Genomic DNA, 23,531 nt, shown 5'->3' with positions numbered 1-23,531 from the left:
CCGCACCTGGTCCAGGGATTTTTCCGTGACCCGAATTTGGCCTACATCGCGGCGTGACTCGACTTACTTACGATCGCATTAGTAAGTGGGTGCTGGACTCGACCCCGCTGTATGACGCGGTGGCCACGATGGACACGGTCACATTGATCCGCTCGGCGATCCGGGGGCTGTTGGCTGTGGCCGACACGGAGCTGCAGGCCCGGTTGCGGGCGCGGCTGTCCCGCGACGACGATTACGCGCGGGCGGGAAAACCGGTGTGTGATTATGACGATGCGGCGGCGCGCGAGGCGCTGGTGGACGCGCTGGCCCGCGACGCGTATGCGCTTCTGGCCTGCCTGGATGAGCAGCAGCTGGGGCCGGAGGTCGACAAGGCGGCGCAGTTGCTGGCCACCGTGGTCGGCCAGGACCTCGACCAAGACGCCGACGACGGGGTGTTCCGCATCGCGCGGCGGGTCGCCGCCGATCGGGTGATCTCCACGGTGGACCCGCAGGCGCGCCACGGGCACAAGACCTCCGCGCGTGGATTCAACGGATACAAGGGCCACATCGCGATCGACCCCGATGTCGAGATCATCACGGCCACCGAGGTCACCGCGGGCAACGCCGGCGACGCCGAACCCGCCGCCGACCTGCTGGCCGACGACCTGCCCACCCCGGTGACCGCGGACACCGACACCGCCGACGGCGATCACGATGATTCCCACGGCGACTCAAACCTCGCCGCGGATGCCGGCGCGACCACCGTGGCAATCGCGGCCGGACACGCTCCCGGTGACGGTGACGGGAACGGGGACGCCCGTAGTGTGCGCGGCCTGGAAGACCAGCAGGGGCCGGCGGTCTACGGCGACGCCGCCTACGGTACGGGCAAGCTGCTGGCCATGCTGGAAACCGCGGGCGCCGATATCTTCACCAAGGTGCAGCCGCCGACCGCGCCGGGCGGCCGCTACGCCAAGGACCGCTTCGTCATCGACCTGAACTCGGGCACGGTCACCTGCCCGGGCGCGGTGACCGTGCCGATCCGCCCGGCCACCGCCGGCGGCGGCACCGCGGTGTTCGGCCCGGCCTGCACCTCCTGCCCACTGGCGACCCAGTGCACCAGCTCGACCGCCGGGCGCACCATCACGATCAGCCGCTACGAGGCCGAACTCGCCCGCGCCCGCGCCGCCCAGCACGACTCGGCCTGGGTCGCCGACTACAAGGCCACCCGCCCGAAAGTGGAACGCAAGATCGGCCACCTGATGCGCCGCCGCCACGGTGGCCGCCGTGCGCGCGTCCGGGGCCGCACCAAGGTCGCCGCCGATTTCTCCCTGCTGGCCGCCGCGATCAACCTCGCACGCCTTGGCGTGCTCGGATTACACCGGGCAGGCGGGAACTGGGCCGCGGCCACGACCTGAGGCCGGTCGGCGAAGCCAACCGGCCCACCAGGACCGCCTGTAGACCAGCCAAGCAGCGGAATCGCCAATCACGACAACCGAATTCACCTGAGCTAGGAACCACTCACGACCACGCGCGCACCGTCCAATAGCCCGACCGGTCAACCAGCGTTCCCGCAATGGCCGTTCGACACCAGCCACCTAGCCTAGTCCTAGTCCCCACCAGCGCCGGTGATCGCGGTGGCGGTGTCGGTCTGGGTGTGCATCGCATCGAGGGTCACCACCGCCCCGTCCAGATCGAACTGTCCCAACAGTGTTCGCACAGCAGGTATTTCGTTGCTCTTCGCATCGATGCCCACCTGCCCGAGCACCGCACCGGCACCATGGTCGAACGCGGCGACCAGGTGCGGCGCCTTACCGTCGGGGCGGGTGCGCGCACCTCGCACGGTCTTGCCATCCAACGCGATCACCCGGCGCTGCTCGACGGTGAAGGTTCGCGTCCACATCCACGTGCCCAACGCTCGATCGAGGGCGTCGGCATCGACGCGGGCGAACAGCTTCCTCAACGTCGACTCGTCCGGGACGCTACCGCTGGTGAATCCAAAGCAGGCCAGCTTGTCGGCTGCGGTCTCCGCGGCCCACTGACCGATCGCCGCGAACGAACGGCACCCGGCCACGGTGGCGGTGACCGCCAGTGCCAGCACCCCGGCCAACCAGTAGCGCACCCCGCGCCGGTCGCGCGGGCCGGGCACCCTCTGCAACACCGCCAACAGCGGTTCGTGGCGCGTCGTGTTCGTCTCGGCAGGCAATGTCGGGGAAGATGGCACGCGGGTGTGACCTCGGGTTCGGGTGGTTGGCTTGGTAACCCCATCCAAACCCGTTGGTCACATCCGCCACAGCCGCCACGCCGGTCACACGACGATAACTCCCGAGGTCACAGGCCCGCGCACCAACCTTTCCGGGACCCTGCCCCCGCGGCTCAGGTGTCGCCGCGCTCCCAAACTTGGGTGCCGTCATGCGCGTTGCAGACCAAAAAGAGCCCGTCCGGCGCCTGCGCGACGTAATACGTCGGGTAATCAATGCACGACGAGCCCTCGTCTTTGACGCCGACCATCGGAGGTGACCGGAACCACCGGGGCTCATACCTTCTCGGCGATCCGCAGAACATCAGCCGGCCGGGTTGGGTGGCGAAGGAGACGTAGTAGTCGGCGGTCCCGAATACGTAATAGGTGCTGTTGTCGCACGGCGCACCGAGGACGCGATGCGGGATGATTCCCGGGGTGCAGTCCGGGTAGTCGCAACTGCTGGGCTCGGCGGCAGCCGGGGGAACCCCGAACAAACTCAGGCCCAGCAATACCGCGACCGATGCCACAATGAAGCGCACCAGGCTACTTTGCCACGCCGGAGAGGAAATTGGGAAGGAAATTCTGCCTGGCCGAGAGCGGCCGTGCGCAATGCCGCCGGCGACGGCGCCGTCGCCCCCTCTGCCAGTGATAATGTGGCTCTCCGAGGGTGCGGACGAGGAGGTGATCCATGCCGCCGCGCAAGCTCCCGGCCGACCAGCCCGATGCCGATGACGGGGGGGTGAAGGACCGCTTCGTCCCAGCGTCGACTTCAGTAACCGACGTGGACGAACTCGCCCGGGCAGAAGCCCGTGCGGAGGCTGCTCGCGCCCGCGCGCTGCGGCTGCGCCACCTGGCCGACGCGTCATCGGATGGTCAGGGCAGCCTGGCCGATGGCGAAACCACCGACGGCAACGCGGTGTCCGCGGACGCGGGGGCGCCACCGGCTGCCCGACGGCGGAGGCTACGTCGCCCGGGTCGCAAAGCACTGGCCGTCCTGGCCGCGTTCGGGTCCATCTGCGCGTCGTTGGCGGGAAGCGGCTATCTGCTGTGGCATCACCACGAGGCGGTGCAGAAACGGCAGCGCACCGCGGAGTTCGCCACGGCGGCCCGCAACTCGATCCAGACCATGCTGACGATCAACTCCGGCACGGCCAGAGCCGACGTGCAACGTTTCGTCGACGAGACCACCGGCCAGTTCAAGGCCGGGATCTTGCTGTCCGCCGAGGAATTCGTCAAGGCGGTCGAGCAGTCGAACGGCAGCAGCAAGGGCACGGTACAAGCCGTCGCGGTGCAATCCATGACCGACAATTCGGCGATCGTCTTGGTCGCCGCGAAATCCGAGCTCGGCAAGCCCGGCGGTGCCAAGCCGGAATCGAGGGCGATACGGATCGTGGTCGACCTCCTCAGAGACGGCGGGCAACTCAAGATGTCGAGAGTCGAGTTCGTCCCGTGACGGTCGACGACGAGGTGGCCCAGGACCTCGCACCACGCCCCTCGAGCCGCGTCAAACGCGTGGGGCGGCTGCTGCGCCGGGGCCTGGCACGGTGGCGTCCGATTGTGCTGACGATAGTGCTTGTTGCCTCGACGGGGTTTGCTGCGGGCTATTTCTACGTCGCGTACCGACCGGATCTGCAAACCGACGCCGCTGCACGGCATCAGGCCGTCAAGGCGGCCAGCGACGGTGCGGTGGCGCTGCTGTCCTACTCGCCCGACACCCTGACCCGGGATTTCGACGATGCCAAATCGCGGGTCACCGACAGCTACCTGAACTACTATCAGCAGTTCGCCGAAAAGGTGGTGGGGCCGGCGGCCATGCGTGGCCAGGTCACCACAACCGCTACCGTGGTCAAAGCCGCCGTATCCGAAATGCACCCGAATTCGGCGGTCGTCCTCGCATTCGTGACACTGAAGACGACGAGCAAGGACAAACCTGATCCGGTCCTCACGTCGAGCAGCCTCAAGGTGGTGCTTACGAGGGTCAAAGATTCATGGCTTATTGAAAACTTCGAGGCCGTGAGCCCGGCTAAATCATGATCGAAACCATTCCGTCATGTGCGGCAACGGTGTTAGTCTGTGAATTCGAGTTCGCTTGAAAATGGCGGCATTTAACGCGTCGAGGAGCACGTGATGCGTTCCATGAGCGTGACGATCAGCGCAGCATTGGCGGTCGCCGGTCTGGCCGGCGGGGTGGGCACGGCCCCGTTGGCGCGGGCCTATAACGCGGCCATCAACGGCACGTATACCGCCACGGTGGTCGGACAATGGGCGAGGTCGCGGCAGGTGTACCACCAGGAGGCGACGGTGCGAAGCACCTGGAAGATCACCTCCTCGTGCTCCAACGCCTACGACTGCACCGGCCAGGTGGTCAGCGACCAAGGCTGGAGCGCGCCGCTGACCATGTTCGACGGCCTCAACTGGTACGTCAAACGCGAAATCCCGGACTGGGAAACCTGTCCCGACGGCACCTCACACCCCGGGACGGACTACATCATGTTCTATCCCGCCGACCCGGTAACCGGGGAGAACGTGCTCGGGTCGCCGGTTTTTGCCGGAAGCGAGCGTACGGTCGGTCCGTCCGGCGTCTGCGGCAACAACCTTCCGCTGGATATCGCCCAGCCCTTGAGGCTCGACAAGATCGGGTGACCCCGGGCGCCAAACCTTGAGGTGCGCCTTACTTCTGAATGTTTGAGACTTTTTAATGTTTGAGTGAATGTCTGACTGAAGCCGGGCCACGGGACGCTACGTGGCGAACAGGTCCTGCCACGTTTTGGGACCCTTCTTCGTCACCAGATCCGACTGACGGTAAGCCTGACCGTCGGGGGCGACGTAGACACCGGTGTGCGGGTCGTACTGAGCGATGGCCACCGACGGACCGGGCGCAGGCGCGTAACGCCCGAAAGCACTCGGCGCAGCCGACGGTCCCGACGGCCCAGCGGCCGGTGGGGCCGCTGCGGGCGGCGGCGCATCGGCCGGCACCCCCGGGGGCGGCACCCCCGGGGCTGGGGCGATGGGCAACACAGCCACCGGGGTCGGCGGCGTGATCGGCGGCAACTCGGCCGGGGATGACGGAACGTCAAGTGGTGCAATCGGGGAAACCTCGCCCATCGTTGCCGCCGGGGCCGGCGGCCCCGGTGGTGGCGCCGCCGGTGAAGGCGTTCCGGGTCCCCGGGGAACCGCTCCGGGGGGCATCGGCGTGCCCTCCACCGGGCCGAAGATTCTTTCCCTGTTCCAGTTGACGCGGTCGTCCGGCGGGATGCCCTGCGCGATGAGGTTGGGATCCAGCGGGTAGGTACCGAACGTGTGCTGCCTCATCGCGAGCGGTTCGAATGGCTTGTCGCTCTCGCAGATTTCGACTGTCGGCGCACGCTTTCCGGGCCGCTCCATACACGGGTAGTTGCGCGCACCACGCACCCCGATGGGCGAGTCCTGCGGCAGTTTGCAGTACAGCCCGTCCGGCGTGTCTATGGTGCGGGTATCGGCCGGGGAGCGCCATTGGCTCGGCGGCAGGAAACCTACGGTGCACGGCGGCGGGTCACTGATGATGAGATTGAAGGCGCCCGTGGGCAAACCCTGCACCGTCTTGGTCGGCAGGAATGACTGAATCGCCGCGGTGAACGGCGGCAGCAACACCAGCATCTGCTCAATCGAGGCGTGGTAGGCCACGCCGATCTGACCAATCGTGGTGAGGTTGGCGAGCAGTATCGGCAGCGTCGGCTTGATCTGCTCGAGCAGTTGCGATGCCTCGTTGAACGCCCCGGGGCCCTTCTGCAGCAGCGTGCGGAACTGCGGATCGTCTTTGGCCACTTCCCCGGTGAATCCGGCAAGGCTGCGTGCCCAGGTCCGGATCGAGTCGGCCGTCTGGGCCTGTGCGTCGAGGAACGGGCCGGTGTCTTCGGTCAGGGTCTGCGCGCGGTCGGAGACGCCGTTGAGATCATGGGAGAGCCGTGCCGAAGAGTCGAACAACGACTGGAAGTCGTAGCCGGCGCCGTTGAATCCCTGGTACGTCTCGTCGAGCAGCGTGCTGAGCTTGTCCTTGGGGATGCTCTTGAGCAAGGCATTGGTCTGATCCAGCACGGGACCGATCGGCTGCGGAAGCGTCGTCTGGTTCTTGGCGATGACTGAGCCGTCACGCAGGAAAGGCGCCGAGTCGGTTCGCGGCCGCAGGTCCACGTAGTACTCACCCACCGCGGAGATGCTGAGCACCTCGGCTTTCAGATCCGCCGGAATCTTGGGCGAGGTATCAAGGGAGAGTGTGGCTTGCACGCCCGTGGGTGTCAGCCCTACCGCGGTCACCCTGCCGATCTGCACGCCGCGGTAGGTCACGTTGGAGAACCGGTACAGGCCGCCGGTGGCCGGCAGCTCCAGCGTGACGGTCATCTTGCCGATGCCCAGCAGCGTGGGCACCTGCATGTACCAGACCACCATGACGACCAGACCGATGATCCCCACGATCGTGAAGATCGCCAGCTGGATACGCACAAAGCGGGTCAGCATTTACGGACTCCCCTGCACCGGTGTGGCCGCGGGCGGCAGCAGATCGTTCGGCTGGGCGGCCGGGCCCGGTGGCGGCGGCCCGGGCAGCGGCGGTGCATCCGCCGACTGCGGGCTCAGCGGAGCCGGCCCGGGCAGGGGTCCGTACTGCGGCCCCGCGTTCGGCGGCGGCACTCCCGGTTGGAAGGGCGGCGGGTTGGGCCCCGGCAGCGGTTGCCCGACCGGGCCGGGACCGCTCAGTGCCCCGGGCGCCCCGGGCGGGGCGCCGTACCTGAATTGCAGGTACGCCGGGTCCCCGGGTATCGGAACTGTCTGTGCGCCCAGCCGTCCCCAGTGGGTGCCCAGCAGGATGCTCTTGCGGAGCCCGGCGTTCGTCAGGTCGATGACGAAGTATCCGTTGACGTAGTCGCCGCGGACGAACCGGTCGATGAAGCCCTGGGTCAGTGGGAAGGTGGGGGCGTACGCCAGCGCCTTGTCGAGTTCCGGGCCGACATCGGCGAGCGCGCCCAGCGCCGGCGCCAGGTTTTGCAGGTTCTTGACCAAGTCGTCTCCGGCGTCGTTGACGAGCTTGGCGGTCGTGTTGCCGAACGTCCCGAGCTTGTTCAGTGCTTCGGTGATGCGCGGCCGCTCCTTGGTGAGCACGTCCAGTGCAGGAGGGATCTTGTATAGCGCCTGGGTCAACACGTCGCGCTGCGCGGCGAAGGTGGAGCCCAACCGGTTCAATGCCTGGATCGACGCCACCAGGTTGTCGCGCTGTTGATCGAGTGTGCCGATGAACTTGTCGAGGCGGCTGAGCAGATCGCGGACCTCGCCCGCGTGCCCGGACAGGGCCCCGTTGAAGTTGTGGATGATGTCGCCGAATTGGCCCAGCCCGCCGGCGTTGAGGACCACCGACAGCGACGACAGGGTCTGCTCGGTCGACGGATAGGTCACCGACCGGCTCAGCGGAATGGTGGCGCCCGGTCGCAGTCGCCCGGTCGCCGGCTGACCCAAGGGGGGATTCAGCTCGAGATGCATGGACCCCAGCAGGCTGGTCTGGCCGACGCGGGCCACCGCGTTCGCCGGTATCGAAACGCCGGGATTGACGGAGATGTCCAGATTGGCGTGCCAGCCCCGCACCGTCATCTTGCTGATGCTGCCGACGATGACGTCGTCGACCATCACCGGCGAATTGGCCTCCATCGTACCGACATTGGCGATCTCAACGTGATAGGTGCTGGCACCCGGCCCGCGCCCGACGGCGCCGGGCAGCGGCAGTGAGTTCAGGCCGTTGAATGAGCATCCGGTCACGGTCAGCATGACGCAGCAGCCGATGCCGAACATCCGCCGGATGGCGACGCGCGCGGTCATGGTTGCTGACCTTGACCGGGCAGCAGCATGTCGGGCACGGTCGCGGGAGCCGGCGCCGGCTCGACCGGGGTGGTCGGCGGCGGAGGCTCCGGCATGGCCGCTCCCGGAATCCGTGCCGGCGGCACGGACCCCGGCGGCCCCACCGGATCACCGGGCAGCCCGGTGTACGCGGACACCGCGGGTGGCAGCTCGGGCGCGGTTGGCTTCGGGCCTTCCCCGCCCGGCTTCAGCCGATCCTCGGTGTAGATGACGTTTTTCGAATCGAACACCGGCGCCAGGATGGGGTTGATCGGAATCGGGACATAGTTGAAGTTGAAGTACATCAACGGGTTGAACACCTTCAACGCCGGGCTCAGATACAAGCCGCACAATTTCCCGGTCTCGTTCGCGGTGGCGTTCTCCAGGGCCCCGAGTTGCGAGCAGAAGGCGAACGTCGGATTGGTCAACTGCTGGAAGTCGACCCCGCCGCGAATGTTCCCGACATCCGGGTCGTAGGAGTTGTAGAAGTTGGCGAGCCCGTTCGGAGCAACGTGCAGAAGGTTTTTCAGCGCCATCTTGTGGTCGACGAGAACCTGGGTCAGGTCGGCCAACCGCGTCAGTTGCTCAGAGGTCGCGTCCCGACTGCCCGCGACGAACCGCTGCACCTCACCGACCGCACCCGACAAATCCGTCAAAGCCGCATCCAGATCCGACTTGTTGTCGTCAAGCACGCTGGTGAGGGTGGCCAACCGGTTGTCGAACTGCACGATCTGGGTATTGCTGTCCCGCAGGGCCGAGACGAACGTCTGCAGGTTCCTGATGATGTCGACGAGGTTGCCGCTGCCGTTGGCGAAGACCCGCGCCACGCCCGACAGCTGCGCCAGTGTCTGCCTGAGCTTCTCGCCGTTGTCCCCGCCCAGCGCGTCGGCGGCACTGTCGATGAAACGCGCCACCGACGGCGTGGACACCTTGCTGTTGGGTCCCAATTCGGTTGCCAGACGCATCAACTGGGTCTTGACCTGGTCCCATTCGACAGGTACGGCCGTCCGGTCGATCGGTATCACGGCACCGTCGCGCATGGTGGGACCGCTCGACCGGTAGGGCGGGGTGAGCTGGACGTAGCGTGCGGCCACCAGATTCTGGGCGACGATCACCGCCTTCGCGTCCGCGGGAATGGACACGCCGTGGTCGACGTGCATCACCAGCTTCGCCCGGGTGCCCTGCGGCTGGATCGAATCGATGGTGCCGACCTTCATGCCCGACACCCGCACGTCGTCACCGGGATAGATCGCGGTGGCGGTCGGGAAGTAGGCGGTGATCGTCGTCGCGCGGAAGAACGTGTTGCGGATGGCGACCGCCGTGCCGACGACAACCAGCCCGGCCAACGTGATCGCCAGCCCGACCTTCAGCTTGCCGCGCGGTATCTCCCCAAGCCGCGTCATTGCGTCCCCCCCGGCATGAAGTTGAACGGGAACGGGAAGAATGCCCGCGGCCCGGCGTTGTCCGGCGGCGAGCCGGGCTGTCCGTAGGCGCGGAAGCCGAAGCTGTAGTCGAACAACCATTGGAAGAAGGGCATGAAGAACTCGTTGGGGATGAACGAGTTGTAGTAGAACCCGTTCGACACCGTTTCGCCCCCTTGGACCGCGAGCTGCGCCAGGCCGGGAAGGCTTTTGGCGATGTTGTCCTTGTTCTTTTGCAATATCGCTGTCACACGGTTCAGCTTCTCCAGCGACGGCGCCAGTTTGGATTCGTTGTCGTGCACCAAGCCGGTCAGCTGCCTGGCCACCGCCGACGTGCTCTCCAGCAACCGCACGATCGCCTGGCGGCGCACCACCAGCATCGACACCAGGTCGTTGGCATTGAGGATCAGCGTGTTGAGTTGCTGACTGCGTTGCGACAGGATGCCGGTGACATCGGCGGCGCCCTTGAGCAGCTCACCCAGAGTCCTGTTGCGCGCGTTGAGGGTTTGCGAGAGCCGGGACACCCCGTCGAATGTGGGACCCAGTTGCGGAGCAATCTCGTTCAGCGTCGCCGAGAGCGTATCGAGAGACTGGTTGAGCACACCGGTGTCGGTGCCCTCGACGTCGCTGGTCAGGTTCTCCACCGCCTCGGACAACGAATAGGGCGAGGAGGTGCGCGACACCGGGATGACGGTCATCGGACGTAAGGTGCTGCTGCCGGCCGATTCCAGGGTGAGTATGCGCTGACCCAGCAGCGAACCCGTCCTGATGTGCGCCGTACTGGCGGACCCCAGCAAAACGTTGCCCTTGACGGTGAACGTCACCAGTACGTCGCCGTGGTCCAGGGACATCCCGGACACGGTCCCGACTTTGATTCCCGAGACCGTGACCTCGTTGCCGGTCGCCAGACCGCCGGCGTCGGCGAACAGCGCCTGGTAGCGGACCGTGGTGGCCCGTTGCAGGAGTTGGTCCGGATTCAGCCCGACGGCGATGATCAGAATGATCAAGACGACGCCGATAAAGCCCGGCTTGATCAGCTGGGCGCCTCGATACTTATTCATTGGGATCCTTGGGCTCCGCGCACCTGCCGGTGGTCTGGTGTCCTATGCCCACCTTCACCGTCCGGTACTGCAAATCGGACACCCACAGCTCCAGCCCGCACAGGTAATAGGTCAACCAGGCACCGTCGGCGCCCTGCCTCCTCATTTTCCTGATGTTGTGCGGCAACTTCTGCAACGAGATGTCGATGACGTTCTTGTCGTCGCTGTCGAGCAGCGGCGCCAACCGATTCAGCTGGTCCACGGTGTCGCCCAATGGCTTCCGGGCGCGGCCGAGCAGGTCCGCGATCGAGGCGGTCCCGTTGTCCAGCGCGGTGATCGCGGTGCCGATGGTGTCACGGTCATTGGACAGTCCGCTGATCAGCTTTTCGAGCCTGTCAATGGCGCCGGAGAATTTGCCGCCGTCCTTGTTGACGGTGGCCACCACGGTGTTGAGATTGTCGATCAGCTCCTGCACCGTCTGGCCGTTGTCGGCCAGCGTGTTGGAAAACGACGTCGTCTTCGCGAACAGCGAGTTCAGCGTTGTGCCCTCGCCCTGGAAAACCTGAATCAGCGCCGCGCTGAGCTGGTTGACGTCTTGCGGATTAAGGCCCTGCGTAACGGGTTTGAGCCCGCCGAGCAGCAGGTCGAGGTCGAGCGCCGGCGCGGTCCGATCGATCGGGATCTCCGACCCGGGCGGCAGCACCCTGGTGGACCCGGGACCGTCGACGAGTTCGAGGTAACGGTCACCGACGAGGTTGAGATAGCGGATCATGGCCCTCGTGCCGTTGGTGAGCACGACGCTGCGGTCGGCGTCGAACTTCACCAGAACCTTTTTGTCCGCAAGCAACGAGACGCTGCCGACCGTGCCCACCCGGACACCGGCGACCCGGACCGTCTGTCCGGGCTTCAACCGCGAAACATCGTTGAAGAGCGCGGAATACTTTGCCGTCGAGCCCGTCGTGTACTGCCCGAAGATGAAGAACAACGACACCGTCAACAGCGTCATGACGAGCGCGAACGCCCCGAACTTGATGATCATCCCGCGCGAGCCCGTCATCCGGGCTGCCCAACCTGGAACGAGTTGCGCGGCGGCCCGTCGATCGGGCCGTACAGCAACTGCTTGAGCGCGTCGGAGTTCAACAGCAACTGCTGGTTGCCGTACTCCTGAGGATTCGCGCCGACGTCGGCGATCACGAATTCCGGCGATTTGTTGTAGGGCACCACCGGAAGATTCTCGCAGTGCGGCCCGCCGGTCGCGGCCACCTTGGGTAAGTTGCTCGGGTAGCGGAAACGTTCGGCGCCAAAGCCAAGAAAGACCTCCGCGTAGATCATCGGCTCCGGGTTGTTCGGCGCATGCAGGTTCTCCAGCGACCCCTTGGTAGCGCACCACAGGGCCTGGTGGTATTCGTTCAGCAGGTTCGTGGTGGGCACCAGCAAATGAAGGACGTCGGTCAGCGGCTGCCGGTTGGCACCGAGCACGTCATTGCCCGTGTCGGCCAACCCGATTGAGCTGAGCAGGAACGCGTCGAGATTCTGTTGCTCGTCGACGATCGACTTGCTGATCTTGACCGTGTTGTCGATGGTGGCCAAAAGGTGCGGCGCCGCGTCGGCGTACGCGTTGCTCACGACGGGGAGTGCCTCGAGGTCGTGGCTGAGCGCGGGCAGACTCGCATCCTGCTTGGCCAGAAAGGCGTCGAGGTCGGAAAACGTCTGGCCGATCTTATGACCCCGACCGTTCACTGCCGAGGCGATCGCGCCCAGGGTTTCGTTGAGTTTGGCAGGATCGATCGACGACAGCACCGACGTCAATTGCTGGAATACGGTGTTGATTTCGACGGTGACGTCCTTGTTCTGCAGGACGGCACCCGGCTGGAGGTGCTGCGGTGCGGGGTCGGCGGGCGGCACCAGGTCGACGAATTTGGCACCGAAGACCGATGTCGATGCGATGTCGACGAGCACATTGGCCGGAATGAGATGCATTTGCGACGGCTGCATCTCGAGGTTCAGGACGGCTTGACCGTTGGGCCGCACGTCAATCGAGCCGACCTTGCCGACCTCGACGCCGCGCATCTTTACCTTCGCTTCCGGGTTCATCACCAAGCCGGCGCGCGGCGACACCACGGTCACCGGCACGGTCTTGGTGAAACTGCCCTGGAACAGGCCCAACGCGAGTGCGACGATGATGCCCACCGCAACGATCGTCCCCAACCCGGCGAGGGGACGCGCATAGGACTGCGCGCCAAAGTTGCGGCCGGGCGATGCCGCGACGGGTCCAGCGGAGCTGTCGGCTTCAGAGCGGTCGATGGGACCGGGCCCGAAGGTACGCGTCACTTTCCTTTCACCGCCTTTCCCTAGCCGGACAGGTTGAAGTTGCCGTTGGAGCCGTAGATGGACAGCGAAACCAGCAGGATCACCGACACCACCACGATCAGCGAGGTGCGCACCGCGTTACCGGTGGCCACCCCCACGCCGGCCGGGCCGCCGGAGGCGAAATAGCCGTAGAACGTATGGATCAACAAGATCGTCAGCGCCATCGCCACGGCCTCCAAAAACGACCAGAACAAGTCGATGGGATTCAAGAACGTGGTGAAGTAGTGGTTGTACAACCCGCTGGACTGGCCGAACAGCACCGTCGTGATGAACTGACTGGCCATGAAAGACAGCACCACCGCGATGCTGTAGAGCGGCGTGATCGCCAGCATCCCGGCCACCAGGCGGGTGCTGACCAGATACGAAATCGGGCGAATCGCCATCGATTCCAGCGCGTCGATTTCTTCGTTGATCCGCATCGCGCCCAGCTGCGCGGTCACCCCGGCGCCGAAGGTGGCCGCCAAACCGATTCCCGCGACGATCGGTGCGGCGATGCGCACGTTGATGAAGGCCGCCAGGAATCCGGTGAGCGCTTCGATACCGATGTTGCCCAGCGAGCTGTAGCCCTGCACCGCCAGCGTGCCGCCCGCGGCCAGCGTCATGAAACCGACGATTGCCAGTGTCCCGCCGATCATCGCCAACGTCCCAGCGCCCATGCTGATTTCAGCAATCAGGCGAATGATTTCGCGGCGGTAGTGGGTCATCGCGAAAGGTACGCCGGCAATCGCCCGGCCGTAGAACAGCGTGTGATCGCCGATTCGGCCCAGGGTGCCGGCGGGCTTGTGAAGTTGTCGCGATAAACGCGGGTAGACGGCTCTCAGTTGCGTCACAGCGTGTCCTTACACCTCCCTCGAGCTACTGCTTGGATGAAAATCGGATGCCGATAGCCGTGACGACCACATTGACGACGAGCAACGACATGAACGCAAAAACCACCGTTTCGTTGACGGCGTTGCCCACCGCCTTGGCACCGCCACCCGACACCGTCAGCCCGCGATAACACGCGACCAATCCGGCGATCAGGCCGAAAAGCGCTGCCTTGATGCAGGAAATGACCACCTCGGGCACGCCGGTCAGCAGCGTGATTCCCGCCGCGAACGCGCCGGGATTCACGTCCTGGACGAACACCGAAAAGACGTACCCGCCCACGATGCCGATGATGACGACCAGGCTGTTCAGCAGGAGCGCCACCAAGCCCGCGGCCAGCATGCGTGGTGTCACCAGGCGCTGGATCGGGTTGATACCCAGTACCTCCATCGCGTCGATCTCTTCACGGATCGTTCGCGAACCCAGGTCCGCGCACATCGCCGTCGCGCCGGAGCCGGCCACGATCAGCACCGTCACCAGCGGGCCGACCTGGGTGACCGCACCGAACGCGGCACCCGCACCGGACAGGTCGGCGGCACCCAGTTCCCGCAACAAGACGTTGAGCGTGAAGCTGACCAGGACGGTGAACGGAATAGCCACCAACAAGGTCGGCACGATCGCGACGCGCGCCACAAACCACGACTGCTCCAAGAACTCGCGCCACTGGAACGGCCGGCGAAACAAAAACTTCACCGCATCGGCCGACATGGCGAACAAGCCGCCGACTGCCTGCATGGGCTTGGAGCCGCGCCCCAACGAAATGCCCGCGGACCAGCGGTCTGCCCCCTTAATCGCCATCGGCGAACTCTTTTCGCGTTATGAGACCGGTAGTCTCGTTCTTGCGCACCGGCTGCTGTAGGTTCGGCTGGCCGTCGTTGGCGAAATGCTCACTGCGCAGCCATATCCCGGCACCGATCGCCGCTGACTTAGCCGCTACCAATCTGACGCCACTCCTCCGTTCTGTCGCGTGGGGAATCGTGCGGTCATTGTGACTCATGCCACGAACGCGCGGGGTAAAAACCGCATAAGAGTTCTCGAACGCGCAAACATTTCGGTCAGCTCCACTCTTAGGTGACCGCGCCGGACGTCTTGAGTTCGATGATGCTATCCCAGTCGAGCCCGATTTCCATCAGGATCTCGTCGGTCTGCTCGGCGAACCCGGGCGCCGGCCCGGTGTGGGGCGCGGTGACATCGAACTGGACCGGGTTGGCGACCAAGTCGAGTTCGCCTGCGCGTACCAGGTACTCGTTGGCCCGGACCTGTGCGTCGTCGGCGGCCTGCAGGGTGTCCTGCACCGGCGCCCACGGCCCGGCCAGCGTGGCGAAGCGCTCGCGCCACTCGGCCAGCGTGCGGGTCGCGATGGCCTTGGTCACGAGTTCGACCGCGTCGGCCGTGTTGGCGGCGATGCTCTCCACCGTGGCGAAGCGCGGGTCGTCGGCCACCTCCGGCAGGTCGACGTGCCGGCACACGTCGGCCCAGAACTTGGTGGGCTGCATCATCACGAAGGAGATGTAGCGACCATCGGACGTCGTGTACAAACCCACCAGGGGATTGTTGGGTGCACCATGGACGCCCGGGGGCGGTGCTTCCATTCGTTGGGACAAATGTTTCGTCAACGCCACCGTGTGGCCCATCGACCACAGGCCGCTGCCCAGCAGCGAGACGTCCACGACCGAGGGCTCGCCGGTGCGCTCCCGCTTGAGCAGGGCGGCCGCAATGCCGCCGGCGAGGTTGGTGCCCGAGATGGTGTCGCCGTAGGCCGGCCCGGGCGGCCCGATCATGCCGGGCGTGCCGGCCGGGGTAATCGTGGCGGCGGTTCCGGCGCGACACCAGAAGGCGGTCATGTCGTAGCCGCCCTTGGTCGCCTCGTCACCGCGCGGGCCCAGTGCGCTGCCGCGAGCGTAGATGATCTTCGGGTTCACCGCCCGGATGTCGTCGACGTCGATGCCGAACTTCTTGCGGTGTCCGGGCAGGAAGCTGGTCAGGAACACATCCGAGCGGCGGGCGATTTCGTAGAGCACGTCCTTGCCCGCCGGCACCGACATGTCCAGCCCGATGCTGCGCTTGCCCCGGTTGGCGTGTTCGATGTTGGGGTTCGGTTCGCCTTCGACGCGCAGCATGCCGGTCTGCCGCAGGCCGCGCTGCGGGTCGCCCGTTACCGCGTGCTCGACCTTCACGACATCGGCGCCCCATTCGGCGAGCACCGCGCCCGCCGACGGGACGAACCCGTACATGGCGACCTCCAGAACGCGGATGCCCTCCAGCGGCCTCACGCGCGACCACCCACAACCGGGACCGCATACGTTTTTGGATCCAGGAACTCCTCGAGCCCCGCCACACCCATCTCGCGGCCCACCCCCGACTGCTTGAAGCCCCCGAACGGGCTGTCGGCGCCGAAGTAGTTGCCGCCGTTGATGGAGAACGATCCGGCGCGGATCCGGCGCGCCACCGCCAGCGCCCGCTCCTGGTCGCGGCTGAAGACGGCGCCGGCCAGCCCGTAGATCGAGTTGTTGGCGATGCGCACCGCGTCGTCGTCGTCGTCGCACGCGATAACCACGAGCACCGGTCCGAAGATCTCCTGCTGGGCGATCTCACTGTCGGGGTCGACATTGGTCAGCAGGGTCGGAGCGTAGAAGTAGCCGGGGTCCAGGCGCTTGCCGCCGGTGACCAGCGTCGCCCCCGCGGCGACGGCCCGCCGCACCATGCCGTCGACCTTGTCGCGCTGGCGTTCGTTGATCAGCGGTCCCATCAAGGTTTTCGGATCGGCCGGATCGCCGTGGCGCACCTTGGCGAAGTTGGCCGCGATCATCTCGACGATCTCGTCGTGGTGGGATCTGGGCACCAGCAGGCGGGACGTGAGCGCGCAGCCCTGTCCCGCGTGGCTGACCATGCTGAAGGCGGCGAACATGGCGGCGCCGGCGAAGTCGGCGTCATCGAGCATGATGACCGCCGACTTGCCGCCCAATTCCAAAAACACGCGTTTGACCGTCTCGCTGGCCGCGGCCATGACCTGCCGCCCGACGGGGGTCGACCCGGTGAAGGTGACGACGTCGACGTCGGGGCTGGTCGTCAGCGCTCCCCCGACGGCAGGGTCCGACGAACTGAGCACGTTGACCACGCCGTCGGGAATGTCGGTGTGCTCGGCAATCACCTCGCCGAGCGCGAGCGTGACCAGCGGCGTGTCCGGCGCACCCTTGAGCACCACGGTGCATCCGGCCGCCAGCGCGGGAGCCAATTTGGCCAGCGCGAGCTGATTCGGGTAGTTGTAGGCGATGATCGCCGCGACCACCCCGGCGGCTTCCTTTTCCACCCAGCGGTGATGGCGCATGCCGCGCGATTCTTTCTCGCCGAGGTCTTCGGTGAACTGATAGCCGCGCAGCACGTCGGCGTAATAGCGCACGATGTCGATCGGCTCGTCGAGCTGGGCGCCGTGGGTGAGCGCTACCGTGGCGCCGACTTCGGCGATCGTCAGTGCGCGCAACTCCTCGGCGTGGTCGCGCAGCGCCCGGTGCAGCTGGCCGAGGCAGCGGATCCGGAACTCGACATCGGTGGGCCAGCTGGTGGTGTCGAACGCCCGGCGGGCCGCCGCGATCGCCGCGCGGGCCTCCGCGAGCCCGGCGTCGGGCGCATGGCCGACGACGGCGCCGGTCGCGGGGTTGAGGGACGGGAACGTCGTGTCGGCGCTGAGCAACCGGCCGTCGATCAGGAGCCGGCGGTCGACGTACGGCTCGGGCGCGGCCCCCGCGACTGCTTCCGCGGTGTGCGGCGCTGGCATTCGTACCCCCTTTTGTGGTGCCGGTCACGAAAACTTGGTTCTCTTACCCGGCGAATCTTACATTCACATCTCGAGAATTCAAGAAAGTCGCGGTACCAGGTCGGCGCATTGACCGGCGTCGCAACGGCTGCGACGGCACTCCACCCGGCCCCTTGACGCAGGGTGTTGGTGGTTTCGCGGCGATGTTGCACGCCGATCCGGCGTGAGAGTAAGGTTCTCATAATTGTAAGGGAGATTCTTTGTGACTGAGATGGACGTGTCGGCAATGGGGGCTTGCCTGGTGGTGGGGACGTGAAGACCGCAGTGGTGACCGGGGGCGGCTCCGGCATCGGCCTGGCCGTGGCGAACCGCTTGCGGGCCGACGGTCTCGACGTCGCCACGCTCGATCTGAATCCGTCGGACGCCGATTTCGCCTTCACCGCCGACGTCACCGACCGCTCGCAGGTGGACGCCGCCCTGTCGGCGATCCGCGCCCAGCTGGGTCCCGTGACGGTGCTGGTGAACGCCGCGGGACGCGACGGGTTCAAGCGCTTCACCAATCTCACGTTCGAGGACTGGCAGCGGGTGATCGACGTCAACCTCAACGGGGTCTTCCACACGATCCAGGCGGTGCTGCCCGACATGGTGCAGGCCGGGTGGGGCCGGATCGTCAACATCTCCTCGTCGAGCACGCACTCCGGCGCTCCTTATATGAGCCACTACGTGGCGGCCAAGTCCGCAGTCAACGGCCTGACCAAGTCGCTGGCACTCGAGTACGGGCCGAGCGGGATCACGGTCAACGCCGTGCCGCCGGGATTCATCGACACCCCGATGCTGCGCGCCGCCGAGAAGAACGGGTTCCTGGGCAGCATCGAGGAGACCATCGCGCGCACCCCGGTGCGCCGGATGGGCAAGCCGGAGGACATCGCGGCCGCGTGCGCCTTCCTGGTGTCCGAGGAAGCCGGCTACATCACCGGCCAGATCCTGGGCGTCAACGGCGGCCGCAACACCTGACACCCGGCAAGCAACTGGAGGGACAAACGGTGGGAGACAGCGCTGTGGGACGCGTCAGCGGGAAGGTCGCCTTCGTCACCGGCGCGGCGCGGGGTCAGGGCCGCAGTCACGCGGTGCGCCTGGCCGAGGAAGGCGCCGACATCATCGCCGTCGACCTGTGCGCGAACCTCGACAGCATCGGCTACCCCTTGGCCGCCCCCGAGGATCTCGACGAGACCGCGCGGCTCGTCGAGAAGACCGGCCAAGCGGTCGTGACCGCGCAGGCCGACGTGCGCGACGCCGGCCAGTTGCGCGCCGCGCTGGACAGCGGGCTCGCCGAGTTCGGCAGGCTCGACATCGTGGTGGCCCAGGCCGGGGTCGCCGGCATGAAGGGCGCGCCGCCGTTGCAGGCGTGGTGCGACGTGATCAACACCAACCTGGTCGGCACCATCAACGCCATTCAGGTTGCGCTGCCGCACCTGGGTTCCGGGGCCTCGATCATCGCGACCGGATCGACCGCCGCGCTGATGGACACGGCCAAGAAGGACAACCCGGGCGCCGACCCCGGCGGCATGGCCTACATCCACTCCAAGCGCGGGATCGCGCACTACGTGCACGACCTCGCCACCGAGCTGGCGCCGTTGGGGATTCGCGCCAACGCCATCCACCCGACGAACACCAACACGCCGATGTTGCAGAGCGAGCCGATGTACCGCTCGTTCCGGCCGGACCTGGAGAACCCGACGCGGGCCGACGCGGAGCCGGTGTTCGGTGTGCAGCAGGCGATGAGGATTCCCTACGTCGAGCCGGCGGACATCAGCAACGCCGTGCTGTGGCTGGCCTCCGACGAGGCCCGCTACGTCACCGGTATGCAGTTGCGCGTCGACGCGGGCGGCTACCTCAAGTGGTACGACTACCAGCAGTGAGCCTACAGAACCATCGGAGGAGTCAGTGAAAGTCTGGGTTGATCCAGAACGCTGCCAGGGCCACACCCTGTGCTCGATGATCGCTCCGGAGTCCTTCCAGCTCAGCGACATCGACGGCAGCTCGTCGGCGATCGACGAGGTGGTGCCGGCCGAGCGGCAGGCCAAGGTCCGCGAGGCCGCGCAATCCTGTCCCGAGCAGGCCATCATCATCACGGACGAAACCTGAAGGGAGACGGCGCCTTGAGTGTCGACGACGTCGTGAGCGACAGCGACCGCAAGAAGCACCGGTATCAGTTCGAGCGGCACTCCCCGGAGTACCGCTCCCGCTTCAGCCAGATCACCAAGGAGATGCACGCCCGGTGCCCGATGGCGTGGAGCGACACCTACGGTGGGCACTGGGTCGCGGCGGGCAGCCACGAGGTGTTCGAGCTCGCCCGCTGCCCTGCGGTGTCCAACGACCACGACATCCACAACGAACGCCGCGGCTACAAGGGCATTTCGATTCCCACCGCGAGCCGGATCAACCAGGTGCGGGGCGGCATCCTGGAGATGGACAACCCCGGGCACCACATCTACCGCAGCGTGCTCAACCCCTACCTGTCGCCGGCCGCCGTCAAGCGCTGGGAGCCCTTCGTCAACGACGTGACGCGCGCCTGCCTCGACGAGAAGATCCACGAGGGCCGCATCGACTTCGTCGATGATCTGGCCAACGTGGTGCCCGCCGTGCTGACGCTGGCGATGATGGGCATTCCGCTGAAGAACTGGCAGCTGTACAGCGAGCCGACCCACGCCGCGGTGTACACGCCCGAGCACTCCCCCGACATCCAGCGGGTCACCGAGATGCACCGGCAGATGGGCATCGACCTGGTCAACAACATGATCGAGATCCGCAACGCCCCGCGACCGGGGCTGGTCAACGCGCTGCTGCAGATGCGGATCGACGGCGAGCCCGCCCCGGATCTGGAGATCCTCGGCAACCTCGGACTGATCATCGGTGGTGGTTTCGACACCACGACGGCCCTGACCGCCCATTCGCTGGAATGGCTTTCGGAGCATCCCGCCGAGCGCGAGTTGCTCAGCCGGGAGCGCGACACGCTGCTCGACCCGGCGACCGAGGAGTTCCTGCGCTACTTCACCCCGGCGCCCGGCGACGGCAGGACCTTCTCCGACGACGTCGAACTCGACGGGACACAGTTCAAAGAGGGTGAGCGCCTGTGGATCTCGTGGGCCATGGCCAACCGCGACCCGACGGTGTTCCACGACCCAGACGAGATCGTCCTCGACCGTAAAGGCAACCGCCACTTCAGTTTCGGCCTCGGTGTGCACCGGTGCGCCGGATCCAACGTGGCCCGCACCGTGTTCAAGTCCATGCTGACCGCGGTGCTCGACCGGATGCCCGACTACCGCTGCGATCCCGAGGGCACGGTCCACTACGAGACGATCGGCGTCATCCAGGGCATGCGCAAGCTGCCGGCGACCTTCACACCGGGTCAGCGGGTCGGCGCGGGGCTGGACGAGACGCTGGACAAACTGCAACGCATCTGCGACGAGCAGGAGCTCGCGCGGCCGATCACCGAACGCAAGGAAGCCGCCGTCATCAACTGAGCAGACGCACAATCCCCCGACACGCCGAGCGCGCGGGGGATTTTGGGTCTGCTCGCGTCATTTAGCCGCGGGGTAGGCCGAGCACTCGCTGCGCGATGATGTTGCGCTGGATCTCCGAGGTGCCCCCGGCGATGGTCCCGGAAAAGCTGCGGGCGAAGCGCTCGAACCGGCTGGCGAAACAGTGGTCGAGGTTCATCGGCGCATACGGCCCGCTCTGTCCCGGGTGCATGAGCCCGTCGGCTCCGGCGGACGTCAGCGCGAGTTCCATGGCGCGCAGCTCGGCCTCCGATCCCAGCAGCTTGAGAACGGAGATCGCCGACGTGTCGTCCTCACCGCGGGCGGCACCGGCCAACGCGACCGAACCCAGCAGGCGCAGGGCTTGTTTGTCCATGATGGTGACGGCGTACTGGTCGCGCTCGACCTCGGTGGCCGGACGGAAGTCGGCGATCATGTTGTCGAGCCGGTCGGCGAACCCCAACCACATCATGGTGCGCTCGTGCCCGAGCGATCCGTTGGCCACCCGCCAGCCCTCGTTCAAACCCCCGACGAGGTTTTCGGCCGGCACCCGCGCGTCGGTGAAGAACACCTCGTTGAAGTCCAGGTCGTGGGCCGAGCAGATCGACGGGAACGGCCGGCGCACCACGCCCGGGGTGTCGGTCGGGATCACCAGGGCGCTGATGCCCTTGTGTTTGGGCGCATCGGGGTCGGTCCGCACGAAGGCCAACAACACGTCGGCGTCGTGGGCTCCCGACGTCCACACCTTCTGGCCGTTGACCACGAAGTGATCGCCGTCGAGGACCGCGCGGGTGCGCAGCGACGCCAGGTCGGAGCCGGCGCCGGGCTCGCTCATGCCCAGCGACGCGGTGATCTCCGCGCGCAGGATCGGCACCGCCCAGCGGCGCTTCTGCTCGTCGCTGCCGAACGACAACAGCGACGCCGCAACGATGTTCACGCCCTGCGGGTTGAAACTGTGGTAGATCCGCCGGCGACTGAGCTCCTCGAGGTAGACGAACTGCTGGACCACCGTCGCGTTGCGGCCGCCGAACTCCGGGGGCTGGGCGGGCAGCAGCCAGCCGTTGTCGAACAGCAGCCGCTGCCAACGGCGCGCCCATCCCGGCATGTGCGAGACCGAGCGCGGACGCTCGAGCGTCTCGCTTGCGGGAGGCAGGTTTTCGTCGAGGAAGGCCGAGAACTGCCCGCGGAACGCCTCGACGTCGGGGTCAAAAGTCAGCTGCACGGTACTCCTCGGCGATCCGCGCGCGATGTTCGGCGGCCCCGCCCAGCATCAACTCCCCCGCCTTGGCCCGCTTCAACGCGAACTGCAGGTCGTTCTCCCACGTGAAACCCATGGCGCCGAAAAGCTGTAAACCGTGCCGGAATACCAGCGACTGGCACTCCCCGGCCGAGGCCTTGGCCATCGCGGCCGCCAGCCGGCGCCGCGGGTCGTCCGCCGCGATCGTCAATGCCGCGAAGTACGCCAGCGCGCGGGCCCGTTGCACCGCGACGTGCATGTCGGCCGCCTTGTGCTGCACGGCCTGGAAGGAACCGATCGGCACACCGAACTGGTGCCGGTTGCGGACGTGGTCGAGGACCAGATCGAGGATGCGCTGGCACGCTCCCACCATCGTGACTGCCATGCCGGCCAACGCCACGTGGTGTGCGCGCTCGGAGTCGACGGCGAGCCGAGCATCGTCGGTCACCCGCACTCCGCAAAACGACAGATCCGCGACGTGCAGCACGGGGTCGAACACCGCCGAGCGGCGGGCCGACACGGCGCCGGCCTCCGCGAGGAACACCCCGGCGTCGGTGACCACCGCGAGCCGGTCGACACGATCCCCGTCCAGGACGTTTCGGGCCGTGCCGTCCAGCACCCAGCCGTCGGCATCGCGGTGCGCCGTCACCCCGGCGTGCACGGCGGTGCCCGACTCGTGGGGGTCGAAGCGCTCGGCCGCCAACGGAGCGAACTGGCTCATCGTCGCAAGGAACGGCGTCGGGTCGGTCGCGTGCCCCAACTCCTCGAGCACGATGGCCAGCTCCACCATGCTTTCCGGCTCGTTCAGTTCGGTCCAGCCCTGGTCCACGTAGGACTTCCACAGTGGGCTCGGGTCCACGCCGTCCTCGGCGATGCTGCGGACCAGCGAGGGGGGACACTGCTTGGTGAGCGCGTCGCGCACTGTGCTTTGCCACAGCCGTTGATCGGCATCGAACTCCAACAGCATCCCGGCCGCCTCCTGTCGTCACCGCCGTCACGAGAACACCATTCTCGCATACGAAAGTATTGATCTCGGAAACTGGGTTATGGGTGCCCGGTATCAACGGCGAAAGCCGAGGCCGCGCCCAGCTCTTCCAGAAGAGCTGGTCGTTGGCGCCCATGGGGGTGAACAGCCGGCTATGCCGTCGCTCTGACACGAAAATAGAAGTGACCACAAGCCGGTGAGCGCAGGTAGGGGTGACCCGCCGGCGCTGTCGATGGGGTTC

Annotated in this window: 22 protein-coding genes; 8 read left to right on the top strand and 14 right to left on the bottom strand. The window is 66.4% G+C overall.

What is annotated here, in order from left to right; translation table 11 throughout:
• Positions 1-53: 53 nt before the first annotated feature.
• Complete coding sequence (locus FPZ47_RS18930; RefSeq protein ID WP_144953756.1) at positions 54-1,394, top strand: transposase; 1,341 nt, start codon at positions 54-56, stop codon at positions 1,392-1,394.
• A gap of 191 nt (positions 1,395-1,585) precedes the next feature.
• On the opposite strand, the gene FPZ47_RS18925 is transcribed toward FPZ47_RS18930, so the two are convergent.
• Both FPZ47_RS18925 and FPZ47_RS18920 read right to left on the bottom strand, forming a co-directional pair.
• Entirely contained in the window at positions 1,586-2,200 is a 615-nt protein-coding gene (locus tag FPZ47_RS18925; RefSeq protein ID WP_168209497.1) for an ISAs1 family transposase, read from the bottom strand.
• Positions 2,201-2,352: 152 nt separating this feature from the next.
• On the bottom strand, positions 2,353-2,757 hold the full coding sequence (locus tag FPZ47_RS18920; RefSeq protein WP_144953762.1) for a hypothetical protein: 405 nt from the start codon (positions 2,755-2,757) through the stop codon (positions 2,353-2,355).
• 149 nt (positions 2,758-2,906) lie between these two features.
• On the opposite strand from FPZ47_RS18920, the gene FPZ47_RS18915 reads away from it, so the two are divergent.
• The 3 genes from FPZ47_RS18915 to FPZ47_RS18905 all read left to right on the top strand — a co-directional run bounded on the left by FPZ47_RS18915 (position 2,907) and on the right by FPZ47_RS18905 (position 4,861).
• Positions 2,907-3,671, top strand: a complete 765-nt coding sequence (locus FPZ47_RS18915; protein ID WP_144953765.1) for a hypothetical protein — start codon at positions 2,907-2,909, stop codon at positions 3,669-3,671.
• On the top strand, positions 3,668-4,252 hold the full coding sequence (locus FPZ47_RS18910; protein WP_246133480.1) for a twin-arginine translocation pathway signal: 585 nt from the start codon (positions 3,668-3,670) through the stop codon (positions 4,250-4,252). Before FPZ47_RS18915 ends, FPZ47_RS18910 begins: the two co-directional genes overlap by 4 nt.
• 93 nt (positions 4,253-4,345) lie before the next feature.
• Entirely contained in the window at positions 4,346-4,861 is a 516-nt protein-coding gene (locus tag FPZ47_RS18905) for an Rv2253/PknI dimerization domain-containing protein (RefSeq protein WP_144953767.1), read from the top strand.
• 96 nt (positions 4,862-4,957) lie between these two features.
• Here the strand turns inward: FPZ47_RS18905 and FPZ47_RS18900 are convergent, their stop codons facing one another.
• The 10 genes from FPZ47_RS18900 to FPZ47_RS18855 form a co-directional block, all read right to left on the bottom strand.
• The gene (locus FPZ47_RS18900; protein WP_144953770.1) at positions 4,958-6,712 is read right to left on the bottom strand and encodes an MCE family protein; all 1,755 of its coding nucleotides are present in this window, start codon (positions 6,710-6,712) and stop codon (positions 4,958-4,960) included.
• A complete protein-coding gene (locus tag FPZ47_RS18895; protein WP_144953773.1) occupies positions 6,713-8,059 on the bottom strand; it encodes an MCE family protein in 1,347 nt (448 codons plus the stop codon). It lies immediately after the preceding gene.
• Positions 8,056-9,480, bottom strand: a complete 1,425-nt coding sequence (locus FPZ47_RS18890; protein WP_144953776.1) for an MCE family protein — start codon at positions 9,478-9,480, stop codon at positions 8,056-8,058. Before FPZ47_RS18890 ends, FPZ47_RS18895 begins: the two co-directional genes overlap by 4 nt.
• On the bottom strand, positions 9,477-10,559 hold the full coding sequence (locus tag FPZ47_RS18885) for an MCE family protein (RefSeq protein WP_144953779.1): 1,083 nt from the start codon (positions 10,557-10,559) through the stop codon (positions 9,477-9,479). Before FPZ47_RS18885 ends, FPZ47_RS18890 begins: the two co-directional genes overlap by 4 nt.
• A complete protein-coding gene (locus tag FPZ47_RS18880; RefSeq protein ID WP_144953782.1) occupies positions 10,552-11,595 on the bottom strand; it encodes an MCE family protein in 1,044 nt (347 codons plus the stop codon). The genes FPZ47_RS18885 and FPZ47_RS18880 overlap by 8 nt, the downstream gene beginning before the upstream one ends.
• A complete protein-coding gene (locus FPZ47_RS18875) occupies positions 11,592-12,869 on the bottom strand; it encodes an MCE family protein (protein ID WP_144953784.1) in 1,278 nt (425 codons plus the stop codon). The genes FPZ47_RS18880 and FPZ47_RS18875 overlap by 4 nt, the downstream gene beginning before the upstream one ends.
• A gap of 20 nt (positions 12,870-12,889) precedes the next feature.
• On the bottom strand, positions 12,890-13,738 hold the full coding sequence (locus FPZ47_RS18870) for an MlaE family ABC transporter permease (RefSeq protein ID WP_144953787.1): 849 nt from the start codon (positions 13,736-13,738) through the stop codon (positions 12,890-12,892).
• A 25-nt stretch (positions 13,739-13,763) separates the two neighbouring features.
• A complete protein-coding gene (locus FPZ47_RS18865; RefSeq protein WP_144953790.1) occupies positions 13,764-14,573 on the bottom strand; it encodes an MlaE family ABC transporter permease in 810 nt (269 codons plus the stop codon).
• Positions 14,574-14,842: 269 nt separating this feature from the next.
• Positions 14,843-16,048, bottom strand: a complete 1,206-nt coding sequence (locus FPZ47_RS18860; RefSeq protein ID WP_144953793.1) for a CaiB/BaiF CoA transferase family protein — start codon at positions 16,046-16,048, stop codon at positions 14,843-14,845.
• Positions 16,045-17,481 carry an aldehyde dehydrogenase family protein gene (locus FPZ47_RS18855; RefSeq protein ID WP_246133481.1) on the bottom strand — a complete coding sequence of 479 codons (1,437 nt, stop codon included), beginning with the start codon at positions 17,479-17,481 and terminating at the stop codon, positions 16,045-16,047. The genes FPZ47_RS18860 and FPZ47_RS18855 overlap by 4 nt, the downstream gene beginning before the upstream one ends.
• A gap of 360 nt (positions 17,482-17,841) precedes the next feature.
• Here FPZ47_RS18855 and FPZ47_RS18850 point away from each other — a divergent pair, with 360 nt between their 5' ends.
• Genes FPZ47_RS18850 through FPZ47_RS18835 form a run of 4 tightly spaced genes read left to right on the top strand, consistent with a single transcriptional unit; the run spans position 17,842 to position 21,053 of the window.
• Positions 17,842-18,543, top strand: a complete 702-nt coding sequence (locus FPZ47_RS18850) for an SDR family NAD(P)-dependent oxidoreductase (RefSeq protein ID WP_144953799.1) — start codon at positions 17,842-17,844, stop codon at positions 18,541-18,543.
• A 44-nt stretch (positions 18,544-18,587) separates the two neighbouring features.
• On the top strand, positions 18,588-19,448 hold the full coding sequence (locus FPZ47_RS18845) for a mycofactocin-coupled SDR family oxidoreductase (protein WP_144953817.1): 861 nt from the start codon (positions 18,588-18,590) through the stop codon (positions 19,446-19,448).
• A gap of 25 nt (positions 19,449-19,473) precedes the next feature.
• Positions 19,474-19,674: a ferredoxin gene (locus tag FPZ47_RS18840; RefSeq protein ID WP_144953802.1), complete on the top strand. Its 201-nt coding sequence runs from the start codon at positions 19,474-19,476 to the stop codon at positions 19,672-19,674.
• A 14-nt stretch (positions 19,675-19,688) separates the two neighbouring features.
• On the top strand, positions 19,689-21,053 hold the full coding sequence (locus FPZ47_RS18835) for a cytochrome P450 (RefSeq protein WP_144953805.1): 1,365 nt from the start codon (positions 19,689-19,691) through the stop codon (positions 21,051-21,053).
• A 61-nt stretch (positions 21,054-21,114) separates the two neighbouring features.
• Here FPZ47_RS18835 and FPZ47_RS18830 read toward each other — a convergent pair whose 3' ends face one another.
• On the bottom strand, positions 21,115-22,290 hold the full coding sequence (locus tag FPZ47_RS18830) for an acyl-CoA dehydrogenase family protein (protein ID WP_144953808.1): 1,176 nt from the start codon (positions 22,288-22,290) through the stop codon (positions 21,115-21,117).
• Positions 22,274-23,272 (bottom strand): acyl-CoA dehydrogenase family protein, encoded by a 999-nt coding sequence (locus FPZ47_RS18825; RefSeq protein ID WP_144953811.1) that lies wholly within the window; start codon positions 23,270-23,272, stop codon positions 22,274-22,276. Before FPZ47_RS18825 ends, FPZ47_RS18830 begins: the two co-directional genes overlap by 17 nt.
• Between the last annotated feature and the right edge of the window lie 259 nt (positions 23,273-23,531).

The sequence above is a fragment of the Mycobacterium helveticum genome (genome assembly GCF_007714205.1).
Taxonomy (GTDB): domain Bacteria; phylum Actinomycetota; class Actinomycetes; order Mycobacteriales; family Mycobacteriaceae; genus Mycobacterium; species Mycobacterium helveticum.
Note: the sequence above shows the minus strand (reverse complement) of the source record. Positions and strands in the feature narration are given on the sequence as shown.

Excerpts from the sequence above, each read along its gene's own strand:
- FPZ47_RS18915 (WP_144953765.1), top strand. The coding sequence starts at position 2,907 with ATGCCGCCGCGCAAGCTCCCGGCCGACCAGCCCGATGCCGATGACGGG.
- FPZ47_RS18905 (WP_144953767.1), top strand. The coding sequence starts at position 4,346 with ATGCGTTCCATGAGCGTGACGATCAGCGCAGCATTGGCGGTCGCCGGT.
- FPZ47_RS18900 (WP_144953770.1), bottom strand. The coding sequence starts at position 6,712 with ATGCTGACCCGCTTTGTGCGTATCCAGCTGGCGATCTTCACGATCGTG.
- FPZ47_RS18895 (WP_144953773.1), bottom strand. The coding sequence starts at position 8,059 with ATGACCGCGCGCGTCGCCATCCGGCGGATGTTCGGCATCGGCTGCTGC.
- FPZ47_RS18890 (WP_144953776.1), bottom strand. The coding sequence starts at position 9,480 with ATGACGCGGCTTGGGGAGATACCGCGCGGCAAGCTGAAGGTCGGGCTG.
- FPZ47_RS18885 (WP_144953779.1), bottom strand. The coding sequence starts at position 10,559 with ATGAATAAGTATCGAGGCGCCCAGCTGATCAAGCCGGGCTTTATCGGC.
- FPZ47_RS18880 (WP_144953782.1), bottom strand. The coding sequence starts at position 11,595 with ATGACGGGCTCGCGCGGGATGATCATCAAGTTCGGGGCGTTCGCGCTC.
- FPZ47_RS18865 (WP_144953790.1), bottom strand. The coding sequence starts at position 14,573 with ATGGCGATTAAGGGGGCAGACCGCTGGTCCGCGGGCATTTCGTTGGGG.
- FPZ47_RS18825 (WP_144953811.1), bottom strand. The coding sequence starts at position 23,272 with ATGCTGTTGGAGTTCGATGCCGATCAACGGCTGTGGCAAAGCACAGTG.